This is a genomic window from Pseudomonas sp. LBUM1663, assembly GCF_059695905.1.
In genome coordinates, this window is record NZ_CP166792.1 from 295,546 (window position 1) to 319,106 (window position 23,561).

Consider the following 23,561-nt stretch of genomic DNA (forward strand, 5'->3'; position numbering starts at 1 on the left):
GGAATCGGGTATGGCAGTACGGGTTTCGTCCTGCTGGGACTGAGTGAGGGCCGGCCGACTTAGAAACGTTTTTATGCAAAAAGCCAGATTTATGATCGTTTTTGAGCACTGAAACTCATTTTTATGCGTTTAGGCTCAGAGCCGGCTCAATCTGAAGCGTTCTAAATGTTCGTTTTTACGCAAATGCCTCAAAAAATAATCGTTTTTATGCAGCAAAACCTGATTGTGATCGTTACTCTTCATTTGTAGGCATTTTTGATTTCCAGCCGAGCTGTTCAAAGGAGTGTGACCGTGAGCGAGTTTCCCGTAGACCCCATCGGCGCTGCCTGGCTAGCAACGACATTCGACGTGCGGCCGATGGCACGGCTACCCGTGTTAAGTCAGGTCGGTAGCCGACGGTCAACTCAGGTCGAAGACCGGTTTCGTCTTGAGACCTACACGGAAAACATGCGTCCCGATCCGGACTTTGCATCCCATCTGCAATTTCACCTTCGGCATGAAGTCCCGAACCTTGAGTTCTTGAGCAGGCTGTTTACCAAGGTGGGTGCTGCACCGGTACAAGGCTGGTTGAATGACGAGCCCTCCGGCCAATATGCCCGTAGATCAGCGTTCTTGTTTGAGTGGCTCACGGGTGAGCAGTTGCAGGCGCCAGAACCCATAGGCGGTAAGTATGTCGACGCCATCAACGCCGATCTGATGGTGGCGGCTTCACCCGAAGAGGCGGTGAAAGTGCCGCGTTGGCGAGTGAATGACAACCTGCCTGGCTCGAGCTACTTCTGCCCAATCGTCGTCAAGACAGCAGCAGTCAATTCAGCAGCGAACCTCGATGTGCCTCACCTCTTTGGTCAACTGACGGCAGAGTTTGGCGAAGCGCTTCTGCTGCGCGCTGCCGTATGGATGACACTCAGGGAAAGCAAAGCCAGCTTCGCCATTGAAGGGGAGGCGGATTGTTCTACGCGTATCCAGCGTTTCGCAGATGTGTTGGCGCGACGAACCGGTCAGGGCGAACTGCCGCTCACCGATGCTGCACTGGCTGAGATGCAAGAAGAAATCCTTGGTGCAGTGACCACGCTGACGCGCTTGGGGATTCGGCAATCTCCGGTGTTTGTTGGCGAAACGGTCCGCTATCAGGAGATCGTCCATTATGTCGCTCCCCCGGAGAGCGATTTGGAACGGATGCTGGAAGGCATTCGCGTCTTTCTGAATCGTACTCAAGGGCAATCCCCGGTCATGCGCAGTGCTGTAGCCGCGTTCGCTTTCGTCTATATCCATCCGCTGGCCGACGGCAACGGCCGGGTCCATCGGTTCCTGATCAACGACATTCTGCGTCGTGACGGGGCCATTCCTGACCCGGTGATTCTCCCGATTTCAGCTGTTATCACCGACGACTCTGCTGAGCGGCGTCTTTATGACAGGGTGCTGGATCAGGTTTCAAAACCGCTCATGCAGGGCATACGAGACCAGGTGGCATTCGCCAGTACTCGTACGCAATACCCTGACGGCGTGGTCTCGAATATTGAATTCACAGGCCAGGATCAGGCCCGTCCGGTGTGGCGCTATCCGAACCTGGGGCCACACGTTGTTTTCATGTCTAACGTCATTCGCCGCACCATCACCGAACAGATGCGTGAAGAGTCTCGCTACTTACGCAATCACATAAGGGCCAGACAGGCAATCAAGGAAATCGTTGAGATGCCTGATCAACAAGCTGATCGGTTATTGCTATCCATAGAGCAGAGCGAAGGGAAGCTGAGCAACGTACTGGCAAAAGAAATGCCTGTGCTGACAAGGCCGGATATCTGGGCCGCCATTGTCGAAGCTGTGGCTCAGTCGGTTCGGGGGGAGGAGCCGATAGACAGTGGAGTGAGTGATCGATACCACCCGAATCAGCCAGTGGGTAGATAACCGATTTACACAAAAAGCCCCGATTGATTCGGGGCTTTTTTATGCGTGCAGTTTTTTGATGGACGTGCGGCGTTACTGATTGCGATTGTTCATCGGCGCGTCCAACACCTTCACCACATCATCAATGATCGCCTTGCTCATATCCTGCAAGTAATGCGATGCCCAGGCGTGCCGGTCGGTGTCGCGAATCATGGCGGCGTCTGATGCAAGAAGCTTGGCGACGTGGAGCAGATCGGAGGCGTGGGAGAGGGCTGCGATGACCGGGACGCCGGCATTGATGCGGAAGAGCGGTTCGTTGGCGTGATAGGAGAAAGGGGTGAGGCCGATGGTTTTGAGGTCTTTGGGGTTGGTCATTGGGCACCTCCGGTTTTTAGGCGGTGGTGGGCGTGGCGCGGGGGAGACGTAGCGCAAATTTTGAACGGAACGATAGCGGGCATCAGCAAAAACTCCTGAATCAAAGTTAGAGCTACCACGTTCGTTCTCAGGCGAATGGGTGGCAGCTATGCGCGGGCTGAGAAACCGGAGATACAGGAACCCGGCAGACCCGAAGGTCTCCCACGCACAGCCGCCATTACACAGAAATGCAGGCACAAAAAAACGCCAACAATCGTGATTATGGGCGCTTGTGCGCCTGTATCTTACTCGGGTTCTCAGGCCCGGTCGCTGAATTGGCAGCGACGGTCTGAAGGTAGCTTGAGGGTGGCGGATGCGCAATCGTGGCTAGGTGGTGGCGTGGGATGAGAACTTCAGTATTCACTGGTCTTGAGGGTTGGGAATCCGTGAGTGACCCACGTCCCAACTCATGCCAGCCTCATTCTCTTCGATGTCAGGCTTTTGGGGGCAATCAGTGACTATCGACAGCTCCACTTCCCCAACCATTTTGTTGGCGATTTCCTCATCGTGCGTGACATGGAACGGGCTGTCGAAAAATCGAATTGTCATGAATGTTGCTTCATTTTTTGGCGATATCTAAACGTTGCGGTAAATGGAAGTTGGCCGATCATTCATTTTTGATGCAAACAGTTTTGGTGCCTTCTAGCGAGGAAATCATTACACCAAGTAACTAATGATGTTCCCGCCCCCACCTTTATCCCCCCAGCTAACTCCATACATTGAGCTCCAACGCCGACCCATTCATTCCGAAGGGAAGGTCACTTGGAGATTCCTCATGCCTTTCGTAAGCGTACGCATCACCCGCGATGGCGTTACCTCAGAGCAGAAAGCTCAGGTGATCGCTGAAATCACTGAAACCCTGGAACGCGTCCTTAAAAAGGATCCGCACCTGACCCACATCGTGATCGAAGAAGTCGACACCGATAACTGGGGCTACGCCGGCATCAGTACCACTAAGTACCGCAAGCAGCTGGCTGAGGCGGAGGACAAGTCATGACCGCGTCCGTCTCCATCGATTTCATCTCCGACGTGGTGTGCCCGTGGTGCGCATTGGGTGCGACGGCGCTGGAGCAAGCGATCGAGAACGTGGCTGGTGATATCTCGGTGGAGCTGACCTACAAACCCTTCGAGTTGAACCCGGACATGCCGGTAGTCGGCGAAAAAGCGGTCGAGCATTTGATGCGCAAATATGGACGTACCGCCGAGGACGTCGCCGCTGGCAAAGCGATGCAGATCGAACGCGGCGCGGCCATCGGTTTCAAGTTCGATCTGGAGAAGCGCACTCACTTCTACAACACGTTTGATGCGCATCGGCTGTTGTTGTGGGCGTTGCAGGAAGGGCGGCAGGTCGCTCTCAAGAAAATCCTGCTCCGCGCTTACTTCACCGACGGCCAGAACCCGAGCGACCGCGAGACGCTGGTTCGTTTGGCGGCTGAAGCAGGACTGGATGCGGCGGCTGCTCAAGAGGTGTTGGCGTCCGGCGCGTTTGCCAACGAAGTGCGTGAGCTTGAAGCGTTTTACCGCCAGCACGGCATCAACTCGGTTCCGGCCATGGTGCTGAATGGTCGTCACCTGGTGTCCGGTTCGCAGTCGGTCGAGTACTACGAACAGATGTTGAGACAAATGGCCAAGGCCCCCGCCGAAGCCTGATTACTTACTTTTTTAAACCATCATTTATTAGTAGAGGTTCATCATGAGCAATTCGAAAAAAGTCATCGTTATCACTGGCGCATCCCAAGGCCTCGGCGCAGGCATGGTTAAAGCCTTCCGTGATCTGGATTACAAAGTCGTCGCTACTTCGCGTTCGATCAAACCGTCCACCGACCCGGACATCCTCACCGTGGCCGGCGACATCGGCGACCCGGCTGTCGCGCAGCAAGTGATCCGTGAAGCCGTCGCACGTTTTGGCCGCATCGACACCCTGGTCAACAACGCCGGGATCTTCGTCGCCAAGCCGTTCACTGCCTACACCCCTGAAGACTACGCCGCAGTGCTGTCGGTCAACCTGAATGGCTTCTTCTACATCACCCAACTCGCGATCACCGAGATGGAAAAACACGGCAAAGGCCACGTCGTCAGCATCACCACCAGCCTGACAGACCACGCAATTGACGGTGTGCCGTCGGTACTGGCTTCGCTGACCAAAGGTGGTTTGAACGCGGCGACCAAATCCCTGGCGATTGAGTACGCCAAGCGCGGGATTCGGGTGAACGCGGTTTCCCCTGGCATCATCAAGACCCCGATGCACGGCGAAGAAACCCATGCAGCGCTGGGCAGTCTGCACCCGGTCGGCCACATGGGCGAAATCAGCGACATCGCTCAAGCGGTTGTGTATCTGGACAACGCCAACTTCGTCACCGGCGAAATCCTGCACGTCGATGGCGGTCAGAGCGCCGGTCACTAAGACCTGAGTTGACTTGTCCACAGCGCCGTCGATCACTATCGACGGCGTTTTTATTGGAGAGCGCAACATGAACACCCACGTTCACAAGGTTTTCCTGATCACCGGGGTCAGTTCAGGTTTCGGCCTGGCCTTTTCCCAAGCAGCGCTGGCGGCGGGGCACACGGTGGTTGGCACGGTGCGGCGCGAATCCGAGCGTGCCGCGTTCGAAGCGCTGGACGCCCATCGAGCTAAAGCGTTCGTGCTCGACGTCACCGATTTTCCGGCCATCGAGCCGTTGGTGGCTGACATCCTGCGCGAGGTGGGGCAAATCGACGTGCTGGTGAACAACGCCGGCTATGGTCACGAAGGCATTCTCGAGGAATCGCCGCTGACTGAAATGCAGCGCCAGTTCGACGTCAATGTGTTTGGCGCGGTGGCGATGATCAAAGCGGTACTGCCCGGCATGCGTGAACGGCGCAGCGGGCATATCGTCAACATCACCTCCATGGCCGGCTTAATCACCTTGCCGGGCATCGCTTACTACAGCGGCAGCAAATTCGCTCTGGAAGGTGTCAGCGAAGCGCTGGCCAAAGAAGTCGAATGTCTGGGCATCCACGTGACCGCCGTGGCACCTGGCTCATTTCGTACCGAGTGGGCGGGGCGCTCGATGATCCGTTCCGGTCGCACCGTGAGTGACTACGACGCGGTGTTCGATCCAGTGCGCAAGGCACGGGAAGAGAAGAGTGGCAAGCAGGCCGGTGATCCGCACAAAGCAGCGCAGGCGTTATTGGCTTTGGTCGCAGCTGAAAAGCCGCCGGTTCATCTGTTGCTGGGCAAGGATGCGGTGAGGTTGGTGCGTGAAAAGATTGCGCAGCTTCAGGCAGAAATTGATGCTTGGGAGCATCTTTCGGTTTCGACGGAGTTTGAGTGACTTGCTGGCCGGTGGATAAAAACCCCGAACCCAGAAACAACAAAGCCCTCGTACTTCTACCAGGGCTTTGTTGTTTGGTGTTGGCACCAGATCTGAAAAATAGATCTGAGAATCATCTGGGCGCCCCCCACCTCTCGTAGATGTCGAGGGATCCCATTCGCTACAGACAGAAAAGCTCCACATCTTCGTCGTCGGGGACTTCGTCCGTAACGATCACTCGTGCGTGTGCGCTGTGCTCGTCCTCCATACGCAACCCGAAGTAGCGGGTATCGTTGGCGTCCCAAAATGCCTCTATCTGCGCCATGGGGGCATGTTCAAGCAGCACCTCGGCGCTGTGCTCCAAGATGATCGAGTAACGTCGTTCGGTGTTCATTACAAAGGGGCTCGCAACGGCGGAGAGAAATGGCAGGTTGTGCACAAGCACTGCTGTCATTATGCCGCCTCACTGATTTTCGACCGTAACCGCTCATCGTTTCGGTGAGGTATGTAGATGTGCGGTACCAGAATTGGATGCGTCGATTCCGCACGCAAGTGTCTTGGAAAAACAGCCTTTGTCTTGGTCAGTAGAGCGTCGTTGGGTTTGACGGCCTCATCGTCGGGACGCCGCCCGGAGCCGGCTCGCTCCCACAGGTTCCACTATGTGGACAAAAAGTGGACGTTCCAGAAACAACAAAGCCCCTGCATTTCTGCAGGGGCTTTGTTTTGTATGGTGCCGGCACCAGGAGTCGAACCCGGGACCTACTGATTACAAGTCAGTTGCTCTACCAACTGAGCTATACCGGCGTGTTAGGGCGACGATTATAGCGATTGGATTGGTTCTGTAAACCCCTGAATTCAGACTATTTTTGCGCAGGCTTCAGGTCAGGCGCGAAGCAGGGTTTTCTTGAGTTTCTGAAGGGCTTTCCAGGTGCGACTATTTTGCATCGCTCGCAGCTGTGCTTCGGCCTGTTCAGCGCGTTGCAGGGCGGCGGCGAGTTGGTGTTCGGCGTCGCTGACGGGGTGGCTGAAATTGTGGCCTTTGCAGAACTGGAACTCGTCCAGGTTGCACGGCGGGATCTCGAAGGCGGGTTTGAGGTTCAAGTGTTCGTTGGCGAGGTAGTAGGTGTTGATGCCGTCGAACAGGATGGACTGATAGCCGGCGTCGGTGACGAGGGTTTCCCAGGCCTGGTCGCGGTCCCATGGTGTTTCGATGAGGATGACCCACGGCCGCCATTGGCTGAAGTCCATGCCGCGCAGGACGGTTTCTTCGTGGCCTTCGACGTCGATTTTCAGGAAGTGGATCTCACGTCCCTGGGCGTGTTCTTCGCAGATGGAGGCCAGGGTGCGGGATTGGACGGTTTGGCTGCGCACGTCCATGCCCGCGTCTTTGTGCATTTGCGCCATGGCCGGGTCGAGGGTTGAGAGGCCGGTGCCGGCGATGCCATAGAAAGTCAGGTCGTCGGCGCTTTCGCCAGCCACGCATTGCAGGTTGGTGTCGTTGGGGCGTTCCTGGCACAGAGCGTCGTAGTAGTTGGGCATCGGTTCGACGTTGATGCCGGTCCAGCCACGGTCGTAGAAGGCTTTGGTCACGGAGTCGTGGGAGGGGTGGTTGGCACCGACGTCGATGTAGAAGCCATCTTCAACGGTTTTAAGGGCGCGCCACAGGCGTATGTCTTCGAAATTCTGTGCGTAAGAAATGAACGTCACTGTGGCTTCCTGTCTGTCAGAGATTTCTTGTTCGTGGGCGCACTTTGGCGCTCTTGTCTGCCTGTATAACAAGGGTGGCCGTGACGCGCAATTTTCCGCCGAACGCGACCGGGTTTCGGCGGTTATGTCCTTTTCGTCGGATGCTTATGCACAACGGGCGCACTCGGAGCTGACGCTCATGACATTTTTGCGGACCCGTTCTCATTTGTGCGCAAATGCCTGTTTTTCTCGGTTTTTTATCATGTGTACGAAAATTGAACAGTAGCGTTTCACCCTTGAAACAGGCGCTTATATTGGATCCATGATAATTCCATCAACAGAGTTATCCACAGGCTGTGGCTTTTTATGGACGTTCTGCCAGCAGCAGGAAATTGCGCGGTGTGAGCGGGGTTTCGCAGAAGGTGCCGAGGCGAACGGTGTAGCCCTGATCGGCCAGGAAAAGTGCTCGATCGAGTACCAGCCAAAGCTCTAGCGGGCGTCGGAAAAGGCCGCGCAGCAACTCCAGATTGCGCACTTCGGCAAGTCGCTGCCAGCCAGCGGCTTCGAGTGCTGACCAATTTTGCGGGCCGATTGTGGATAACTCTTTCAGTGCGGCCAAATGATGGCAGTAATCGGCGAAAGATTTGTCCAGCCAGGCACTTGGCAAGGAAGGGGTTGGCAGGTAGTCGTCAACGCCACGCAATTGCCGTTGCAGCAGGTCGAAACCCAGTCGCCGAGCCATGGAGGTGTCGCGTTGGCGTCGGACGCGAGCACCGGCGGTGACGGTTTCGCTTGTCGGCAATGAGAGATCGTCGAGGGAGAGTTGTAGGTCGGATCGCAAACCGGCCGAGGAAAGCGGTTGGTACGCAGGACGACTAATCCGGTTATAGCAGCAAGGCGCGATGGCCAGTTGTTTGCAGCCTGACGCACTGGCGAGCTGAATGAGCCGCACGTGCAGATCCCCGCAGGCGTGCAGCGCTACTGGCGTGTGGTCGGGACTCAAGAAAAACGCAGTGTCAGCCGCGAGCACATCCTGTTCGACATGCAGCGCATGCAAGTGATGGCGTTGGCTGAGCGCCTGGCCGCTGGAAACCAGTGCAGGGTCGTATTCCAGACAGGTCAGTTGTTGGCCGCATTGCAGCAACCGCCGACCCAAATGGCCCTTGCCTGAACACCAATCCAGCCAATGCCTGGGCGTTGAGGTAAACGACAAACGACTGGCGAACGCTTCAATCTGCTGCCACTTGCGCCCGGGCACATCGACATTCAATCGATGCCCGGCTGCTTCCAGCGCATGCGCCGGCAATTCATCCACCGAACTCAACTCAAGGGACTGCAACGCCAACGAAGCAAACGGCTGCGGCGCATCCAGCAAACCGGGTTGGTTATGGCTGCTTTCCGCCTCGTCCAGCGACCGGCTGCGTAGCCACGTTGCCAGTTCGGGGTAGGACGCTTCCCAAGGAAGCTGCAGATGAGTAAACGGACGAGGCTTCCACAACGCCTGATGCTTAATCAGAAAAGCATCCAGCGCCGTGAAACGGGCGAGTAGGGCCTCGCCCGTCAGCACGTGGGAATCAACGCCCTTGGCAGGCATCGACGCGCAACCAGCGCTCCAGCAGCTTGAAGCCGCGCACCAGCACGTAAGCCATTAGCAGGTAGAACATGCCCGCGGCGAAGAAGATCTCCACCGGCAGGTAGGTCCGGGCAATGATCGTGCGGGCCATGCCGGTCAGTTCCAGCAGGGTCACGGTGCTGGCCAGTGCGCTGGCCTTGAGCATCAGGATCACTTCGTTGCTGTAGGCCGGCAGGCCGATGCGCGCAGCACGCGGCAGGATGATGTAGAACAGCGCTTTTGGCCGGGACATGCCCAGCGCCCGTGCGGCTTCGATCTCGCCCGGTGGGATCGCCTGAATTGCACCACGCAGGATTTCGGCGATGTAGGCCGCTGTGTGCAGGGTCATGGTCGCCGTGGCGCACCAGAACGGATCGCGCAGGTACGGCCACATCGAGCTGTTACGGATCGCATCGAATTGCGCCAGGCCGTAATAGACCAGAAACAGCTGAACCAGCAACGGCGTACCACGGAAAAAGAAGATGTAGGCGTAGGGAAATGCCCGCACGTACCAGAGCCGCGACGAGCGCGCGATGCCCAGCGGAATGGCCAGCAGCAAACCCGCGATAACGGCGATGGCCACCAGTTCGAGGGTCAATGTTGCGCCCTGAGCCAGTTTCGGCAGCCACTTTATGATGACTTCCCAGTTCATTGGGTGCTCCTCGCGAAGCCGCGAGCGGCACGTTTTTCCATAAAGTACATGCCCGTCATGGCCAGAATGGTCAGACCCAAGTACATGAACGCGGCCACCATATAGAAGGTGAACGGTTGCTTGGACACGGTCACGCCGATTTGCGCGTGACGCATGATTTCTTCCAGGCCGATGACCGATACCAGCGCCGTGTCTTTCATCAGGATCATGAACAAGTTGCCCAGGCCGGGCAGGGCGATGCGCCACATCTGCGGCATGATCAACCGGGTGAAAATGCGAAACTTCGACAGGCCCAACGCGACGCCGGCCTCACGGTGACCTTTGGGAATCGCCAGGATCGCACCACGAAACACTTCCGTGGCGTAGGCGCCGAAGCACAGCCCCAGCGCAATCACGCCAGCGGCGAAGGCGTTGAGTTCGAGGTCGGGGTTGCCGAAGAACTCGCCCAGTGCACGCATCAGGTTGACCGTGCCGAAGTAGATCAACAGCACCCAGAGCAATTCCGGGATGCCGCGAACCAGTGTCGAATAAGTGCCGCCAAGCCATTGCAGCGGCTTGTACGGCGAGGTCTTGGCCAAGGCGCCGAGCAGACCGAGTACCAGCCCCAGGCACAGGGCCGAGAGTGCCAGTTTCACAGTCATCAGCGCGCCAGCGGCGAGCGCCGGGCCGAATCCGTAGAGATCGATAGTCATGGATTTCTTTTCAATGTGCAGCAGGCAATGCCAAGGACTGGCGCCGTCAGAGAGCGGCGCCGGCCAGGCAAGTCAGAATCAATAGATGCTGAACGGGAAGTACTTGTCGTTGATCTTCTTGTAAGTGCCGTCCTCGACGATTTCTTTCAGGGCAAGGTTCAGCTTCGCGCGCAGGGTGTCGCCTTTACGTACAGCGATACCGATCTTGTCGCTTTCTTCCACCGGGTCGCCCTTGAATTCATACGAACGACCGGCGTCGCTTTTCAGCCACTCGTAGTTGACGTACTTGTCCGCCAGGATGCCGTCCAGACGACCGGAAGTCAGGTCGAGGTAAGCGTTTTCCTGGGTGTCGTAGAGTTTGACTTCAACGCCGGGCATGTTGTCTTCCATCCAGGTACCAGCGAGGGTCGCACGTTGCGCGCCGATCACTTTGCCCTGCAGGGAATCCTTGTCGGTTTTGAACTCTTTGTCTTTGGGCGCGATGAATTGCAGCTTGTTGGAGTAGTACGGGTCGGTGAAGTCCACCGCTTGCTTACGCTCGTCGGTGATCGACATCGAGGAGATCAGGAAGTCGAACTTCTTGGCGTTCAGGGCCGGGATGATGCCGTCCCAGTCGGACGTGACCACGGTGCAGTCGACTTTCATCTTGGCGCACAGGGCGTCGCCGATTTCTTTGTCGAAGCCGACGACATTGCCACTGGCATCTTTGTTGTTGAACGGCGGGTAGGCCGCTTCGATGCCCATCTTCAAGGTTTCGGCCATGGCACCGGCGCTGAACGCCAGGGTGACGGCTGCGGCCAGAAAGATTTTTTTGTAGTTCTGCATGCGGGTAGCTCCGTTAGCGGTTGCTGGACATGAATTGTTTGCAGCGCGCCGAAAGCGGGTTGTCGAACACCTGCTGTGGCGATCCTTGCTCTTCTACCAAGCCCTGGTGGAGGAACACCACCTCGCTGGACACCTGACGGGCGAAACCCATTTCGTGGGTGACCAGCAGCATGGTGCGGCCTTCTTCGGCCAGTGCGCGGATGACATTAAGTACTTCCTGGACCATTTCCGGGTCAAGGGCGGAGGTGGGTTCGTCGAACAGGATCACCTTGGGCTGCATCGCCAGCGTGCGAGCGATGGCCGCGCGTTGTTGCTGGCCGCCGGACAGTTGCGCCGGATAGGCGTGACGCTTGTCAGCGATGCCGACCTTGGCCAGCAGGGCTTCGGCGACTTCGATGGCTTCGGCTTTGCTCTGGCCGAGCACCCGGCGCGGGGCTTCGATGATGTTGTCGAGCACGCTCATGTGCGGCCACAGATTAAAGTTTTGAAACACAAAACCAATCTCGCTGCGCAGGCGGTTGATCTGCTTGCCGTCGGCAGCCACCAGTTCGCCGTTCTTGGCGGCTTTGAGCTTGAGCTCTTCACCGGCCACCAGGATCTGGCCCTGGTGCGGATTTTCCAGCAGGTTGATGCAACGCAGGAATGTGGACTTGCCGGAACCGGAAGAACCCAGGATCGAGATCACGTCGCCGTCGCGGGCGGTCAGCGAGATGCCTTTGAGCACCTCAAGCTGTCCGTAGCGTTTGTGCAAGTTGCGGATTTCAAGCGCGGGCGTGGCCTCAGCCATGTGCGTTCCTCATAGTGTTTCGCTCCTGCTGTTGGTTGGCCTTCCTGGCGAGGCGGCCAAGCTAGCATAGCGTTCGAATGGCAGCCAACAGCGCTACGGGCGGTAAACGGGTGGCATGTGGCAGGTTGTCGCATCGGTACAGCAGACTGTCGCGCTGCTATCAACCGAACAGCCGTTTGAACCAGCTGCCCTGCGGGTGTCGCGTAAAAAAGGGCGCGATGGTGCCAGCTTTGACGGGGTGTTGGAAGCGCTAACCGGCCAAACGTTCCTGATCTGCACTTTTATTGTGCGTCGACACATTTTCGGGTGTGTTTCTGGTGCGCTGGTTCGTTCCTAAAGTGGGTCGCAGGGTAACGCTCTGGCAAATTGCCATTAATCTCAAGGACTTGCGATGACTGTCCGGTCACGCCACAAGCCCCGTGCTTGAGGAGTTTGAAACATTTTGGCGCAATTATTGCGTGCAGAATACGGAACGCCCCGTTGGTTTCTTTTTACGAGAAGGAACGCCAGACGGGATGGATGCACATCGCTTTCCCTTACAAAGGTAGTTTCAATGAGCAGTACCCCAAGCTCCAATGGCCTCGAACAGGGGCTCAAACCGCGTCATGTGACCATGCTGTCGATCGCCGGGGTTATCGGCGCCGGCCTGTTCGTCGGCTCCGGCCACGCCATCGCCGCCGCAGGCCCGGCCGTGCTGTTGGCCTACGCTGCCGCCGGTGCTCTGGTGGTTCTGGTCATGCGCATGCTCGGCGAGATGGCTGTCGCGTCGCCAGATACAGGCTCCTTCTCGACTTACGCCGATCGCGCGATCGGTCACTGGGCCGGTTTCACCATCGGCTGGTTGTACTGGTGGTTCTGGGTGTTGGTGATTCCGCTGGAGGCCAACGCCGCCGCGACCATCCTGCATGCCTGGTTTCCCAACGTGGCCATCTGGGCCTTCACCTTGGTCATCACTTTGCTGCTGACAGTGACCAACTTGTTCAGCGTGAAGAACTACGGTGAGTTCGAATTCTGGTTTGCCCTGGTCAAAGTCATCGCGATCATCGGTTTCATCGCTCTTGGCATCATGGCGATCTTCGGCTTCCTGCCTAATAGCCAGGTCAGCGGCGTTTCGCATCTGTTCGACACCCAGGGCTTCCTGCCAAACGGCATGGGCGCGGTACTGGGCGCCATTCTGACCACCATGTTTTCCTTCATGGGCACCGAGATCGTGACCATCGCTGCCGCCGAATCGAAGAACCCTGGCCAGCAAATCTCCAAGGCCACCAACTCGGTGATCTGGCGGATTGGCTTGTTCTACCTCGTGTCGATCTTCATCGTCGTGGCCCTGGTGCCGTGGAATGACCCGGTACTGGCCGCTGTCGGTTCCTACCAGACCGTGCTTGAACGCATGGGCATTCCGAATGCCAAGCTGATCGTCGACATCGTGGTGCTGGTTGCAGTAACCAGCTGCCTGAACTCGGCGCTCTACACTGCATCGCGCATGATGTTCTCCTTGGGCAAGCGCGGTGATGCGCCGGCCGTTTCCCAGCGCTGCAACAAAAGCGGTACGCCGTACTGGGCCGTCATGTTGTCCACTGGCGCAGCGTTCCTCGCCGTGTTCGCGAACTATGTGGCACCGGCTGCGGTGTTCGACTTCCTGCTCGCCAGCTCCGGCGCCATCGCGCTGTTGGTGTACCTGGTGATCGCGATTTCGCAACTGCGTATGCGCAAACAGCGTATGGCTCGCGGTGAAAAAATCGCCTTCAGCATGTGGCTGTTTCCGGGCCTGACCTACGCGGTGATCATCTTCATTGTCGCGGCCCTGACCATCATGCTGTTCCAGGACGCCCATCGAGTGGAAATCCTCGCGACCGGTCTGCTGAGCTTGTTGGTTGTGGCTGCGGGCTTGTTTGTGGCGCGCCGTCGTCGCAATGAAAAGTTGGTCGCAGCAGTAGCGCGCTGAGTGGTCTGACTCCAGCCAAACGCTGTTGAAGCACAGAAACGACCGCCATCAGAAATGATCGCGGTCGTTTTTGCTTTTTATTCAGGCGAGTGATCGAGCGGTTATCTGATGGACACGATGATGGCGAGATAGTAGCCTTCTCGCCGAATGTGTATCTCGCTGTTGCGGGATGCGATGGAGTTTCAGGACATGGATTGTTCGACGCCCCCAGCCTTCCTGGCTAAAGCCCCCGACCCTTTCTTGCCTGCTCCCTCATCTGACGCGAGTCACAGATGCATTTGTGTGTGCTTGCCGTTCAAAGAGCTGCATGGAGATAGCCCGGCCATCCAGCCAACCCATTGGGGCATCAAGGAGACAGGCATGGCGTTTACATCGGTTGTGTTCAAAAACCCTAACACCGGAGCCATGAAAGAAGCGCCAATCGGCTTCTCGTGGACTGTGTTTTTCTTTGGCTTTTTCCCGGCCTTGTTCCGTGGTGATTTCAAGTGGGCAGCGATCATGTTCGTCGTGGCCTGCTTCACGTTCAGCCTCAGCAACCTGGTGTTCATGTTCATCTACAACAAGCTGTACGTGCAGGACCTGATCGGCGCCGGTTACAAGGCTCAATCCATCGCCAAAGGCGATCTGAACTATGCCAGCGCCAAGATCGGTATTGAAATTCCGCGTCTGGAAGGTGTTGCTGCCTGATTGTTGTTTTGAAGGTTGTAAAAAAACGGCCGCTGTCAGTGATGACAAGCGGCCGTTTTTGTTTTCAAGGCGAGTATTTATTCGCTCTTTTCTTCCTGCGCATCCAACGACTGACGATAGCTGTCCAGCGCATCACCAAAATCAGTGATGAACTGTGGATCAGTCAGCCAGGCTTGAGCGGCATCGCGGTCCATGCCGTCGGCCCACATGCGATAGTCGATCAGCATGTCGGCGGCCAGGTGAGTGGCGGCCATGGCTTCGTTGTCGGCGTTTTCCATGTCCAGCAGTTCTGGGTGGTCGCTGATGATCCCGGCGAGGTCCGACAGCAGGGCCAGCAGCATGTCGTTGCGGCTGATGGCTTCGGCGTCGCGCATTTTGCTGAACATCGCCAGGGTGTATTCCGGGATCGGCTCGCCGATTTCGCCCAGGTCATCATCCAGCGCGGCGGGTTTTCGGCCGTGGATGTTGATTTGTTTGGCTTTGATCTTGGCGCGTTTGGCGCGTTTTTGCTGCTTGTTCAGGGATGCCATTAAATTCAGTTCGCTTTCTGTTGGGTTTGAGCCGCAATGATGTCGGACGCCGCGACGTAGTCAGCCTGGAAGGCTGGTGATTCGATCCACGCCAGGGCGCCGGCTTCATCGACTTCGGTGGACCATTGGCGATATTCGATCAGCGCCGCGAGGATGAAATCCATCGCGCCTTCTTCGCCTTCCTGCTCGTACACCAGTTCCAGCAGCGGGTCTTCGAGGAAGGCCACGCACATCGCTTGCTGGCTGGTTTTTTCCGCGTCGATCATTTTCTTGAACAGTTCGGTCAGGTCCACCGACTCGAAGTCGATGCGATCGTCGTTCGGGTCCAGCTCGACCGGCGCGGCGGCCCGTTGGGTGCGGTTCTGCTTGGCCTTGGCTTTGGCGCGGGAAGCGCGTTTGTTCTGCTTGTTGGCGGATGCCATGGGTGTCGTTCCGTCATTCGGTGAGAGGGGCGGGTCAATCAGTTGCGTGGCACTCGCCGCCCGGGTGTGTCGGGGGCCAGTTCGCCGGTCTGCAACCAGGACAATGCAATGGGCCATAGTGTGGCTTGGTATGCGCTGCGAAAAAAGGCGAAATGTCCGACTTCTTCTTCGCCGATGTCTTCGGGGGCGATTCGCAGGTGGGTGTTCGTACTGCCAGTGAAGTAGCCGAGCAGGCGTTCAATGGCGGCAATCGTACCGTAAGGGTCGTCGCTGATGCTGATCGCCAGCGTTTTTGCGGTAACGGATGCAAAGGGAAGCCGACCGGTCTTCGCGTGCATGACACGACCACTGGGCCGCGTTTCGTAGCGCGCAGTGGGCGTGCTCCAGTCGCGAACCACAGCGGCGGGCGTGTCCTCCAGCCAGCCGAGACGCTTGCCGGGGAAGTAGCCGTACAGCAGGGTCATCAACGGCATCACCACATGCCACTTGCCGAACATCCGCCAGCGATGGGCTGGCGCATAGTCGCGCCAGTACGCGAATTGCGCGCCGACCGTCACCATGTGCCGAATCAAATGCCCGGACGCTCCCAGGCCCGCTGCACAGCCTCCAAAGCTGTGGCCAACTACGTCGATGGGTTGACCGGGGAATTCGCGCTGCGCGCGGTTGAGCATCGCCTCGAAATCCAGCGCGCCCCAATCGGACCATGATGCCTCCAACCCTTTCAGCGACGTTGGGCGCGACTCGCCGATGCCGCGGTAGTCATAGGTAATGACATCGAAATCGTTGGCGAACAGGTATTCGGCGAAGCGCGAGTAGTGCCGGCAACGCACCGAGGTGGCTGCGTTGATGATAACGACCGGACGTGCGATGTCCTGAGAGGCGTGCCGCCAAGTGAAGCCGCCGAGGATGAAGCCGTCTGCGGCGGGCTCCTTGAACGGTTCGCCGGCGGTGTCGGTGGTCAGCGACAATTCGATTTGAGTCGGTGCCAGTGACGGCATGTCCTGCAAATTCATCGGCTTTGGACCTTTGCGGGTAGTTGCCAACGATAGTCTTCGAACGGCTTGTGAACAATCCATCTGTGTTTATAGGCGGATTTGATCGAGCAGGCGCTCTTCTATTGCCGCCCGTTCCCTGTCCAGCTCAGCGCGAAGTTCGTCTTCGCTCGGCAGCACTAGCTTGTACTTGCTGGCGAACAGTTGCTCATTGCCTTCCAGTACTGAATAGCGCACCACCGACTCATCTTTTTGCGCGCAGAGAATGATGCCGACGGTAGGGCCGTCTTCCGGTCCGCGTTTGAGGTCGTCGTACATCCGCACGTACATGTCCATCTGTTCGACATCCTGATGGGTTAATTCGCCGCGCCTCAGGTCGAAGATGACAAAGCAATTGAGCAAGTAGTTGTAGAACACCAGATCGATATAGAAGTCTTTGCTGTCGGTGCTGATGCGTTGTTGGCGGGCGATGAAGGCAAAGCCTTTGCCCAGTTCAAGCAGGAAGGCTTGAAGCTGCTGGATCAGTGCTTGTTCGAGATCGGTTTCCTGGGTCAGGCCCGCGTCGGGCAGGCCCAGAAATTCCAGCATTACCGGATCCCTGATGAAATCTCTAGGGTGTGCGTTCATTTTCTGGATGTTGGTTGCGGCTTCCTGTTTGACGGCGGGGCGGTCGCGACTTGCTAACAAACGTTCGTAGTACAGGGTGTTGATCTGGCGTTCCAGGGCGCGGGATGACCAGTTTTGTATGGCAGATTCGTTCATGTACCAGTGACGGGCGTGTTCATTATCGACACGCAGTAGCCTGCGGTAGTGGGTCCAGCTCAATTCGGAACGCACTGCGTCCCAAATTGGAAAGGTCTGATAAAAGTCCCGCATATAGCGCAGGTTGCGTTCATCAAAACCTTTTCCAAATTGCGTAGTAAGAGTTTTGGCCAGTGTTGGAAGCAAGCGCTTGCCGTAGGCCGCCCGCCGAGCCCCTTCCTGCTCAAACTCGACAATATGCCTTCCAATCTGCCAGCAGGTTTGCACCTGAACGGTATCGACCGCTCGCAATACCTTCTGGCGTGCCTGACGTATCAATTCCCCAAGGTTGCCCACCAGAGAGGCGAGTTGTGGGTCTTGAGTGTTTTCGGTTTTGACGATGCTCATGAAGTCTTCCGCGGCTGGAGGATCAGGCGAAAGAGGATGGCAAGAGAGGGCTGGGCGGCGATGCAGGGCGGGGCTGGGAAATCCGCAGGAAATGCCGGACTCGTTTTGCAGGATCGTGCCGACGGCAGCCCGGACTTGAGGAATACAGGGTGTAGTCCATTTCGCAGTGAGCTCAAGTACCAATCAATCTAAAACTTGAGCATCCAGCGAGAAATCCAAAAGGAGTAACGATTGGGTCCGTTGAGCCCGGGAGTCACCATCATGAAGTCCATCCATTCCCTCATGTTGCCCATCGCCACCGTCGGTGTGCTGATGTTTGCCGTCATGTCAGGGGCCGCGAGCCTTGAGCCCATCGACAGTTCAGGCGTACAGATTCAGCGGCAGGAACAGAACGGGATTACCTATTTGTCCGGCGGTATTGGCGAGGATGAAGCGAAGGCCATCCAGCAATCGACTGGCTATAACCTGCACATGACCTTCTCCATTGGAGCGGAGGGCAAATATGTACCCGATGTGGAACTGGTTATTCAGAGTGCTCAAGGTCAGTCAGTGCTGACACTCAGTCAGGCAGGGCCTTTGGTTTATGTCCAGTTACCGGCTGGCAAGTACACCGTGGTCGCTACCCGTAACGGTGAAGCAAAGCGCGACACGACAGACGTCGGCAACGCTGGCGTGCGTAATCTGGTGTTCAACTGGAAGGGTGATGAGTGACGGTGGCAGTCCGTTGAGACTGCCCCTCGCCAGTTGATCAGGCTTGCGTCGTTTGGCCGCGCAGGATCAGTTGTTTACGCTGCTCTTCAGGCAAGTCGTTGATGCAGTAGTTCACGTAAAAAATGTTCAGGAAGAAGGTATAGAACCCGTTCATGCGCAGATCGATTTTGTGCTCGTTGAGGGCGTATTCCGACAGCGCGTTTTTTGCCTTGAAGGCCCACACGATGTACAGCGCATTCAATGCGATCAGTAAAATGCCGGACAGCGAGTCGAACAACACGTCGCCCAGGTTTGACAACGCGCCGCTCCAGCCAAGGCAGACGGCAACCCAAATAACGTAAGTGTCGTCGACCACTTTGATTTTCGTCGTTTCGTTGATCTTCTGGTTGCTCTTGTACAACCACAACAGCAAGTAGATCCCGGCGGTCGCAATCGACAGCAGGACCATGTTCAAGGTTTTGGTGTTGATCTTGTCTTTCAGTTCATTGATGTCGGACATAACTGTTCCATGTTCAGGACTTTCGAGAAGGGGCGTGCCTGGAGGGCTGGCTTCGTGTCGTCGAACAGGGGAGGGCAGTGTTTTGCGGGGAGGGGTGAAAAGCACGCACTCCTTGCGCTGTCTCTATCCTGTATCGACTGATTCGGATGCGGGGGCATCGGGATCAGTTGGCTTTATTCCATGCACGCGCAAAATAATAGCATGGTGCCATCATCGAGCCAGCGTACTAAAGAGTGATTGTTTTTCCGGCGGCTGTGCTGCGGTGGACTGTCGTTATCAAATCGCAGGCATAAAAAAACCCCGAATCTTGCGATTCAGGGTTTTCGGTATTTGGTGCCCAGAGACGGAATCGAACCGCCGACACGGGGATTTTCAATCCCCTGCTCTACCGACTGAGCTATCTGGGCAACGGGGCGCATTAAACGGGTTTTTCAGGGGGTCGTCAAGCAAGTTTTCAAAAAAAATTTAACTATTACCGTCGCTTACGTTCCGACCCCCGATAAATCGGGATTATTCTGCCGGCGGAACGTAGCCGTCAGCCTTGGCGTATTCCTCGCCAGAGAAGTACTTGTCCATCTCGCCCTGAAGGTATTTGCGGTCTTCGGCGTTCATCATGTTCAAGCGTTTTTCGTTGATCAGCAGGGTCTGGTGTTTCTGCCAGTCGGCCCAGGCCTTGGCCGAGACGTGGTCAAAAATGTCCTGACCTTTGGCGCCCGGGAATGGAGCGCGCTCCAGGGCGGGCAATTCTTCTTTGTACTTGCGGCACATGATGGTGCGGGTCATGACAACTCTCCTGCGTTCAATACGGCGGCCGCGCGTTCGAGCAAGGTTTTGACCGGGGCGGCAAGGCCCAGGCGCGGCGGGGTGGCGAGGTTATACCAGAGCCAGTCGGCCTCGGCCACGTGATGGCCGGCCTCCTGGACCTGAACCAGCCAGGGTTCGATGGACAACTGAAAGTGGCTGAAGGTGTGGACCAGGCTCGGCAGCGCTTGTTGGCTGCCCAGTTCCAGCGAGTGTTGCGTGGCCAGATGTTGCAGGTCGTCGAGGTCGTCGAGTTCCGGCAGGCTCCAGAGACCGCCCCACAAGCCCGTGGAGGGCCGGCGGTAAAGCAGAATCGCGCCTTCGCCGTTGGCGAGCATCGGCATCAACGTGCGCTTCTGTGGCACGGTCTTGCGCGGCTTCGGGATCGGGTAGCGGGTTTCCAGGCCGAGCATGTGCGCTTCGCAACCCTTTTCCAGCGGGCACAGCAGGCAACTTGGTTTGCTGCGGGTGCAGAGCGTGGCGCCCAGATCCATCATCGCCTGGGTGTAGGCGTTGACCCGATCATGCGGCGTGAAGCGCTCAGCGTTCGCCCACAGCTGTTTGGCGACCTTCGGCTCGCCCGGATATCCCTCTTGCGCCGTAAACCGCGCCAGCACCCGTTTGACGTTGCCATCGAGGATCGGCGCCCGCAGGCCCATGCTGAGGCTGGCGATGGCGCCAGCCGTGGACAGACCGATGCCCGGCAACTCGACAAGCTTTTCGACATCCCGCGGAAACTCGCCGCCGTACTCGGCCACGACAATCTTCGCGGTCTTCTGCAAATTGCGCGCGCGAGTGTAGTAACCAAGGCCGGTCCACAGGTGCAGCACTTCGTCTTCCGGCGCAGCGGCCAGCGCCTCGACCGTCGGCAGCGAGGCCATGAACCGGTCGAAGTAATTCAGCACGGTGCTGACCTGGGTTTGCTGCAACATGATCTCCGAGACCCACACCCGATAGGGGGTGATGCCTTGTTGCCAGGGCAAATCGTGGCGGCCGTGGCGGTCGTACCAGTCCAGCACCGCCGTTGAAAACTGCTCGGCTCTCATCGCTTGAACAGCCCCTTCAACGCATTTTTCAGTTCAGGGCTGACCTTGTCCCCAAGCTTTTCGTCGATTTTTTCGCTGAGTTTGTCGCCCGCCAGTTTGCTCGCAACCTGACCCATGCGTTCGTTGTCGAGGCGGCAGGCCTTGGCGCCTAGCTCCAGCGGGCCACGGCAGCGCAGCGGCCACTCGATGCCGACGAACTTCTCGCCAACCTGGCAGGCCGGGTCCGGCATGTCGCTCTTGTCGCCTTCGACGACGATGCCCACGCGGTAATCCATGCCCAGCACCCGCAGATCGACGTCGCCATCACCGTTGACGGTCATGCCCGGAATGCGCACTTTCAGGTCCGGGTTGCTGGCCACGCCGTTGCGCAAGGTCAGGTTGCCCTTGAGCTCCTGGAACGGTGTGTCCTTGCCCCGTGGCTCGCCGCTCAGGGATTTGCGGTTCAGGGTGGCGATACCTTTGCACAGCTGTTGCTCAAGATTGGCATTGAGCAGCACGCCGTTATTGATGACGAAGCTGGCGCTGCCGTTGAGGCTGTCGATCAGTGCTTGCTGGCTATTGCCGCTGCCGGTCAACGCGCTGTTGAGCGTCACCAGGCCTTTGACCGGCGGATTCTTCCCTTGGCTTTCGAGGATTTTTTCCACCGGCACTTTGGTGATGCGCGTCTGCATGTTCAGCGCCGGCACTTCCTGGCGCACGTCCAGGGTGCCCTTGGCTTCGAAGTTGCCGCCGTACAGGTCGCCGCGCAGGTCCTCCAGGGTCAGCAGGCCGCCCTGGCCGGAGGCCTTGAGCGCTGCGTTCTGGATCGGCAGCTTATCGAGGGTCAACTGGCCGAAGGTCAGGTCGGCCTGCACGTCGAGCTTGCTCAAGCGTTCTACCGGCAACAGGCGTTCGGTGCTCCACGCGGTTTTGGTTGGTGCGTTCGGTAGCGGTGTGCTGCCGGCGCCTGCCATGGCATCGGCTTCGGTGCTGGCGACTTCGGCCTGACGCACTTGCGTCGCGCTACTGGCTTCGGCGGATTTCGGTGGCAGGTAACGGTCGACGTTGAAGGTGTCAGCCTTGAGGGCTGCGCGTAGCGATTGCTTGGCGAAGTCCTCGACAGCGATGCGGCCGCTGAAGGTGCTGTCGTCGACTTTCAGGTTGAGGTTGTCGAGCGACAGGCTGAAAGGCGTGCCCGCCAGGCGGCTGACCAGTTCGACTTTGCTCAGGCTGCCTTCGGCCATGGCCGGGAGTTTCTGGCCAATGCTGTCGACGAATTTCGCCAGGTCGAACTGGGCGATCGAAAGGCCGCCGCTGATTTGCGGCGTCTTGTCGAGGTCGTTGACCTTCAGTTCGCCCAGTGCGCGCAATTGGTTGGCAGAAATCTTGATGCCGGTCCATTCGGCGACGTTCGCGGCTTTATCCAGCAGCAACTGGCCTTGGGCGGCGAAGGTCATGGTCTTGCCTTGCAGCGGGTCGCCGGCGACTTCGCCGGAGAGCTTCATGTCCTCGAATTTGTAGCGCTGCAAGGCGCGTTCGAAACGCAACTCGCCATTGAGCTCGGTGCGTACACGCAAGACCGGCTGATTGGTGCCGAGGAACGCGGTGAGTTTGACCGGAATGTTGGTCGAGTCGTGGACCGGGCCGGTACTCAGCTGAATGCTTTCGGCGCTGAACTGCTTGCCGGTCTTCTCGTCGTTGTATTCAACGCGGGCGTTGTTGACGGTCAGGCTGTCGATATCCAGGCGAATCGGCTGGGCCGGTTTTTCCGCCTGGGCGGTGGTGGCCGGCGCAGGTGCAGGTTCGCCAGCAGTGGCCGGTGGCGTGGCCGGGGTGGCTGGCGCCGGGGCCTTGCCGATGTCTTCCCAATTGCCGTGGCCGTCCTTGTCGCGGTTCAGGCGCAGGTTAAGGCCTTCGACGCGCACGTCACTCATCTGCACTTCGCGGCGCAGCAGCGGCAGCACGCGCACGGACAGACCCAGCATCTGCAAGTCGGCGAACGGTTCGGTGGGTTTGGCCAGGGTCGCGACACTGGCTTCGTGCAATTCCAGGCCAAGCCACGGGAACAGGCTCCAACCGATGTCGCCATTGAGCGTCAGCTCGATGTGGGCCTTGTCGCGGGCAATCTGGCGGATCTCGTCTTTATAGTCGTTGGGATCGAAGAGGTGGGTCAGGGCAAAGCCCAGCGCCACAATGATCAGCAACAGCCCGAGAAGCACCAGACCCAGGATTTTGCCGAACGCTTTCATGGGCGAGTCCTTGTAGTTAGTCGAATTCGAAATTTAGCCGGGGAGTATAGCGCTCCGAAGCGGACGACCGGTCAGCGATCACGTCGGCAGCACATCCAGCGGCACTTTCAGCTTGGCGGCCAGGGCCTGTGCTTCCAGATGCCCGGCAGGTGCCAGCAAGCGCAATGTCGCGCCCGATTGCGACGCCATTCTCTGTGCTTCGTTCACCATCCGTTCGGCAACGCCTCGACGGCGGGTAATTTTTCGTACGCATATTTGGGACAAGTGCCAAACATCAGTTTGCCTCTGCAAACGAGCCGCTCCCAGCAACCGGTCATTGAAGCGTCCAGCGATCAGCGAACCATCGCCCAGGCAGCCTTCGATCAGCTGCAACTCCCCTGAAAACGGGGCGAACAGCCAGTCCGGGGCGTCGCGGTAAATTTTTTGCAGGTCTTGCTGATCCTGATAAGTGGCTTCGTGCAGCAGCTCGACAATGATCGGCATGGCGGTTCCTTCAGTGGTACGAGAACAGATGACTTACATAAAGGTGATATCACTTTGGTTTTTCTGTCACGTACAGATGGTAACCTCTGCCAGTTCGTCCGTCCTTCTGCGACGTGATGTCGCACCAAAATGGAGCTTCACCCTGAAAAAGACAGTCATGCGTGCGCATAAGGCTGGGGGCGAAGAGTGGCTGGCGAACCATACTAATAATTGGGGGATACAC

At 57.7% G+C, this 23,561-nt stretch carries 26 protein-coding genes and 2 tRNA genes; 8 read left to right on the top strand and 20 right to left on the bottom strand.

Annotated features, from left to right (window positions below):
• Window positions 1-291 precede the first annotated feature (291 nt).
• Complete coding sequence (locus tag ACA075_RS01370) at window positions 292-1,905, top strand: Fic family protein (RefSeq protein WP_497296985.1); 1,614 nt, start codon at window positions 292-294, stop codon at window positions 1,903-1,905.
• 72 nt (window positions 1,906-1,977) lie between these two features.
• Here the strand turns inward: ACA075_RS01370 and ACA075_RS01375 are convergent, their stop codons facing one another.
• Window positions 1,978-2,259 (bottom strand): DUF3077 domain-containing protein, encoded by a 282-nt coding sequence (locus ACA075_RS01375; RefSeq protein ID WP_497296986.1) that lies wholly within the window; start codon window positions 2,257-2,259, stop codon window positions 1,978-1,980.
• 399 nt (window positions 2,260-2,658) lie between these two features.
• Window positions 2,659-2,847 (bottom strand): hypothetical protein, encoded by a 189-nt coding sequence (locus ACA075_RS01380; protein WP_497296987.1) that lies wholly within the window; start codon window positions 2,845-2,847, stop codon window positions 2,659-2,661.
• Window positions 2,848-3,073: 226 nt separating this feature from the next.
• On the opposite strand from ACA075_RS01380, the gene ACA075_RS01385 reads away from it, so the two are divergent.
• The 4 genes from ACA075_RS01385 (at window position 3,074) to ACA075_RS01400 (ending at window position 5,612) form a co-directional block, all read left to right on the top strand.
• Entirely contained in the window at window positions 3,074-3,295 is a 222-nt protein-coding gene (locus ACA075_RS01385; protein WP_497296988.1) for a tautomerase family protein, read from the top strand.
• A complete protein-coding gene (locus ACA075_RS01390; RefSeq protein ID WP_497296989.1) occupies window positions 3,292-3,948 on the top strand; it encodes a DsbA family oxidoreductase in 657 nt (218 codons plus the stop codon). The genes ACA075_RS01385 and ACA075_RS01390 overlap by 4 nt, the downstream gene beginning before the upstream one ends.
• Window positions 3,949-3,991: 43 nt before the next feature.
• Window positions 3,992-4,702: an SDR family NAD(P)-dependent oxidoreductase gene (locus ACA075_RS01395; protein ID WP_497296990.1), complete on the top strand. Its 711-nt coding sequence runs from the start codon at window positions 3,992-3,994 to the stop codon at window positions 4,700-4,702.
• 67 nt (window positions 4,703-4,769) lie between these two features.
• Window positions 4,770-5,612, top strand: coding sequence for an oxidoreductase (locus tag ACA075_RS01400; protein WP_497296991.1), 843 nt, complete (start codon window positions 4,770-4,772; stop codon window positions 5,610-5,612).
• Window positions 5,613-5,772: 160 nt separating this feature from the next.
• Here ACA075_RS01400 and ACA075_RS01405 read toward each other — a convergent pair whose 3' ends face one another.
• The 8 genes from ACA075_RS01405 to ACA075_RS01440 form a co-directional block, all read right to left on the bottom strand.
• On the bottom strand, window positions 5,773-5,985 hold the full coding sequence (locus ACA075_RS01405; protein ID WP_094469636.1) for a hypothetical protein: 213 nt from the start codon (window positions 5,983-5,985) through the stop codon (window positions 5,773-5,775).
• A gap of 334 nt (window positions 5,986-6,319) precedes the next feature.
• Window positions 6,320-6,395, bottom strand: a tRNA-Thr gene (locus ACA075_RS01410).
• Between the two features lie 78 nt (window positions 6,396-6,473).
• Window positions 6,474-7,298: an FkbM family methyltransferase gene (locus ACA075_RS01415; RefSeq protein WP_497296992.1), complete on the bottom strand. Its 825-nt coding sequence runs from the start codon at window positions 7,296-7,298 to the stop codon at window positions 6,474-6,476.
• Between the two features lie 343 nt (window positions 7,299-7,641).
• Complete coding sequence (locus ACA075_RS01420; RefSeq protein WP_497296993.1) at window positions 7,642-8,871, bottom strand: methyltransferase; 1,230 nt, start codon at window positions 8,869-8,871, stop codon at window positions 7,642-7,644.
• Window positions 8,852-9,541: an ABC transporter permease gene (locus ACA075_RS01425; RefSeq protein ID WP_497296994.1), complete on the bottom strand. Its 690-nt coding sequence runs from the start codon at window positions 9,539-9,541 to the stop codon at window positions 8,852-8,854. Before ACA075_RS01425 ends, ACA075_RS01420 begins: the two co-directional genes overlap by 20 nt.
• Window positions 9,538-10,233 (bottom strand): ABC transporter permease, encoded by a 696-nt coding sequence (locus tag ACA075_RS01430; RefSeq protein WP_010464638.1) that lies wholly within the window; start codon window positions 10,231-10,233, stop codon window positions 9,538-9,540. Before ACA075_RS01430 ends, ACA075_RS01425 begins: the two co-directional genes overlap by 4 nt.
• Window positions 10,234-10,311: 78 nt before the next feature.
• Window positions 10,312-11,058, bottom strand: coding sequence for an ABC transporter substrate-binding protein (locus ACA075_RS01435; RefSeq protein ID WP_219093278.1), 747 nt, complete (start codon window positions 11,056-11,058; stop codon window positions 10,312-10,314).
• A 13-nt stretch (window positions 11,059-11,071) separates the two neighbouring features.
• On the bottom strand, window positions 11,072-11,845 hold the full coding sequence (locus ACA075_RS01440) for an ABC transporter ATP-binding protein (RefSeq protein ID WP_027922189.1): 774 nt from the start codon (window positions 11,843-11,845) through the stop codon (window positions 11,072-11,074).
• Window positions 11,846-12,398: 553 nt separating this feature from the next.
• On the opposite strand from ACA075_RS01440, the gene gabP reads away from it, so the two are divergent.
• Entirely contained in the window at window positions 12,399-13,790 is a 1,392-nt protein-coding gene (gabP, locus tag ACA075_RS01445) for a GABA permease (RefSeq protein ID WP_497296995.1), read from the top strand.
• A 360-nt stretch (window positions 13,791-14,150) separates the two neighbouring features.
• Complete coding sequence (locus ACA075_RS01450; RefSeq protein ID WP_094469599.1) at window positions 14,151-14,477, top strand: hypothetical protein; 327 nt, start codon at window positions 14,151-14,153, stop codon at window positions 14,475-14,477.
• Window positions 14,478-14,554: 77 nt separating this feature from the next.
• Here ACA075_RS01450 and ACA075_RS01455 read toward each other — a convergent pair whose 3' ends face one another.
• The 4 genes from ACA075_RS01455 to ACA075_RS01470 form a co-directional block, all read right to left on the bottom strand.
• Window positions 14,555-15,007, bottom strand: coding sequence for a hypothetical protein (locus tag ACA075_RS01455; protein ID WP_461978579.1), 453 nt, complete (start codon window positions 15,005-15,007; stop codon window positions 14,555-14,557).
• 5 nt (window positions 15,008-15,012) lie between these two features.
• A complete protein-coding gene (locus ACA075_RS01460) occupies window positions 15,013-15,429 on the bottom strand; it encodes a hypothetical protein (protein WP_497296997.1) in 417 nt (138 codons plus the stop codon).
• A gap of 38 nt (window positions 15,430-15,467) precedes the next feature.
• Window positions 15,468-16,442, bottom strand: coding sequence for an alpha/beta hydrolase family protein (locus tag ACA075_RS01465; protein ID WP_497296999.1), 975 nt, complete (start codon window positions 16,440-16,442; stop codon window positions 15,468-15,470).
• A 69-nt stretch (window positions 16,443-16,511) separates the two neighbouring features.
• On the bottom strand, window positions 16,512-17,570 hold the full coding sequence (locus ACA075_RS01470) for a PDDEXK nuclease domain-containing protein (RefSeq protein ID WP_497297001.1): 1,059 nt from the start codon (window positions 17,568-17,570) through the stop codon (window positions 16,512-16,514).
• A gap of 261 nt (window positions 17,571-17,831) precedes the next feature.
• Here ACA075_RS01470 and ACA075_RS01475 point away from each other — a divergent pair, with 261 nt between their 5' ends.
• A complete protein-coding gene (locus ACA075_RS01475; RefSeq protein ID WP_497297003.1) occupies window positions 17,832-18,281 on the top strand; it encodes a carboxypeptidase regulatory-like domain-containing protein in 450 nt (149 codons plus the stop codon).
• A gap of 37 nt (window positions 18,282-18,318) precedes the next feature.
• Here the strand turns inward: ACA075_RS01475 and ACA075_RS01480 are convergent, their stop codons facing one another.
• From ACA075_RS01480 to ACA075_RS01505, 6 genes are all read right to left on the bottom strand, one after another.
• Complete coding sequence (locus ACA075_RS01480) at window positions 18,319-18,780, bottom strand: DUF4234 domain-containing protein (RefSeq protein ID WP_077747585.1); 462 nt, start codon at window positions 18,778-18,780, stop codon at window positions 18,319-18,321.
• A 331-nt stretch (window positions 18,781-19,111) separates the two neighbouring features.
• A tRNA-Phe gene (locus ACA075_RS01485) sits at window positions 19,112-19,187 on the bottom strand.
• Window positions 19,188-19,290: 103 nt separating this feature from the next.
• On the bottom strand, window positions 19,291-19,563 hold the full coding sequence (locus ACA075_RS01490) for an oxidative damage protection protein (protein WP_010464608.1): 273 nt from the start codon (window positions 19,561-19,563) through the stop codon (window positions 19,291-19,293).
• Complete coding sequence (gene mutY / locus ACA075_RS01495) at window positions 19,560-20,627, bottom strand: A/G-specific adenine glycosylase (RefSeq protein WP_497297004.1); 1,068 nt, start codon at window positions 20,625-20,627, stop codon at window positions 19,560-19,562. The genes ACA075_RS01490 and mutY overlap by 4 nt, the downstream gene beginning before the upstream one ends.
• Entirely contained in the window at window positions 20,624-22,855 is a 2,232-nt protein-coding gene (locus ACA075_RS01500; protein WP_497297005.1) for an AsmA family protein, read from the bottom strand. Before ACA075_RS01500 ends, mutY begins: the two co-directional genes overlap by 4 nt.
• Window positions 22,856-22,933: 78 nt before the next feature.
• A complete protein-coding gene (locus ACA075_RS01505) occupies window positions 22,934-23,338 on the bottom strand; it encodes an acetyl-CoA sensor PanZ family protein (protein ID WP_497297006.1) in 405 nt (134 codons plus the stop codon).
• Window positions 23,339-23,561: the final 223 nt, after the last annotated feature.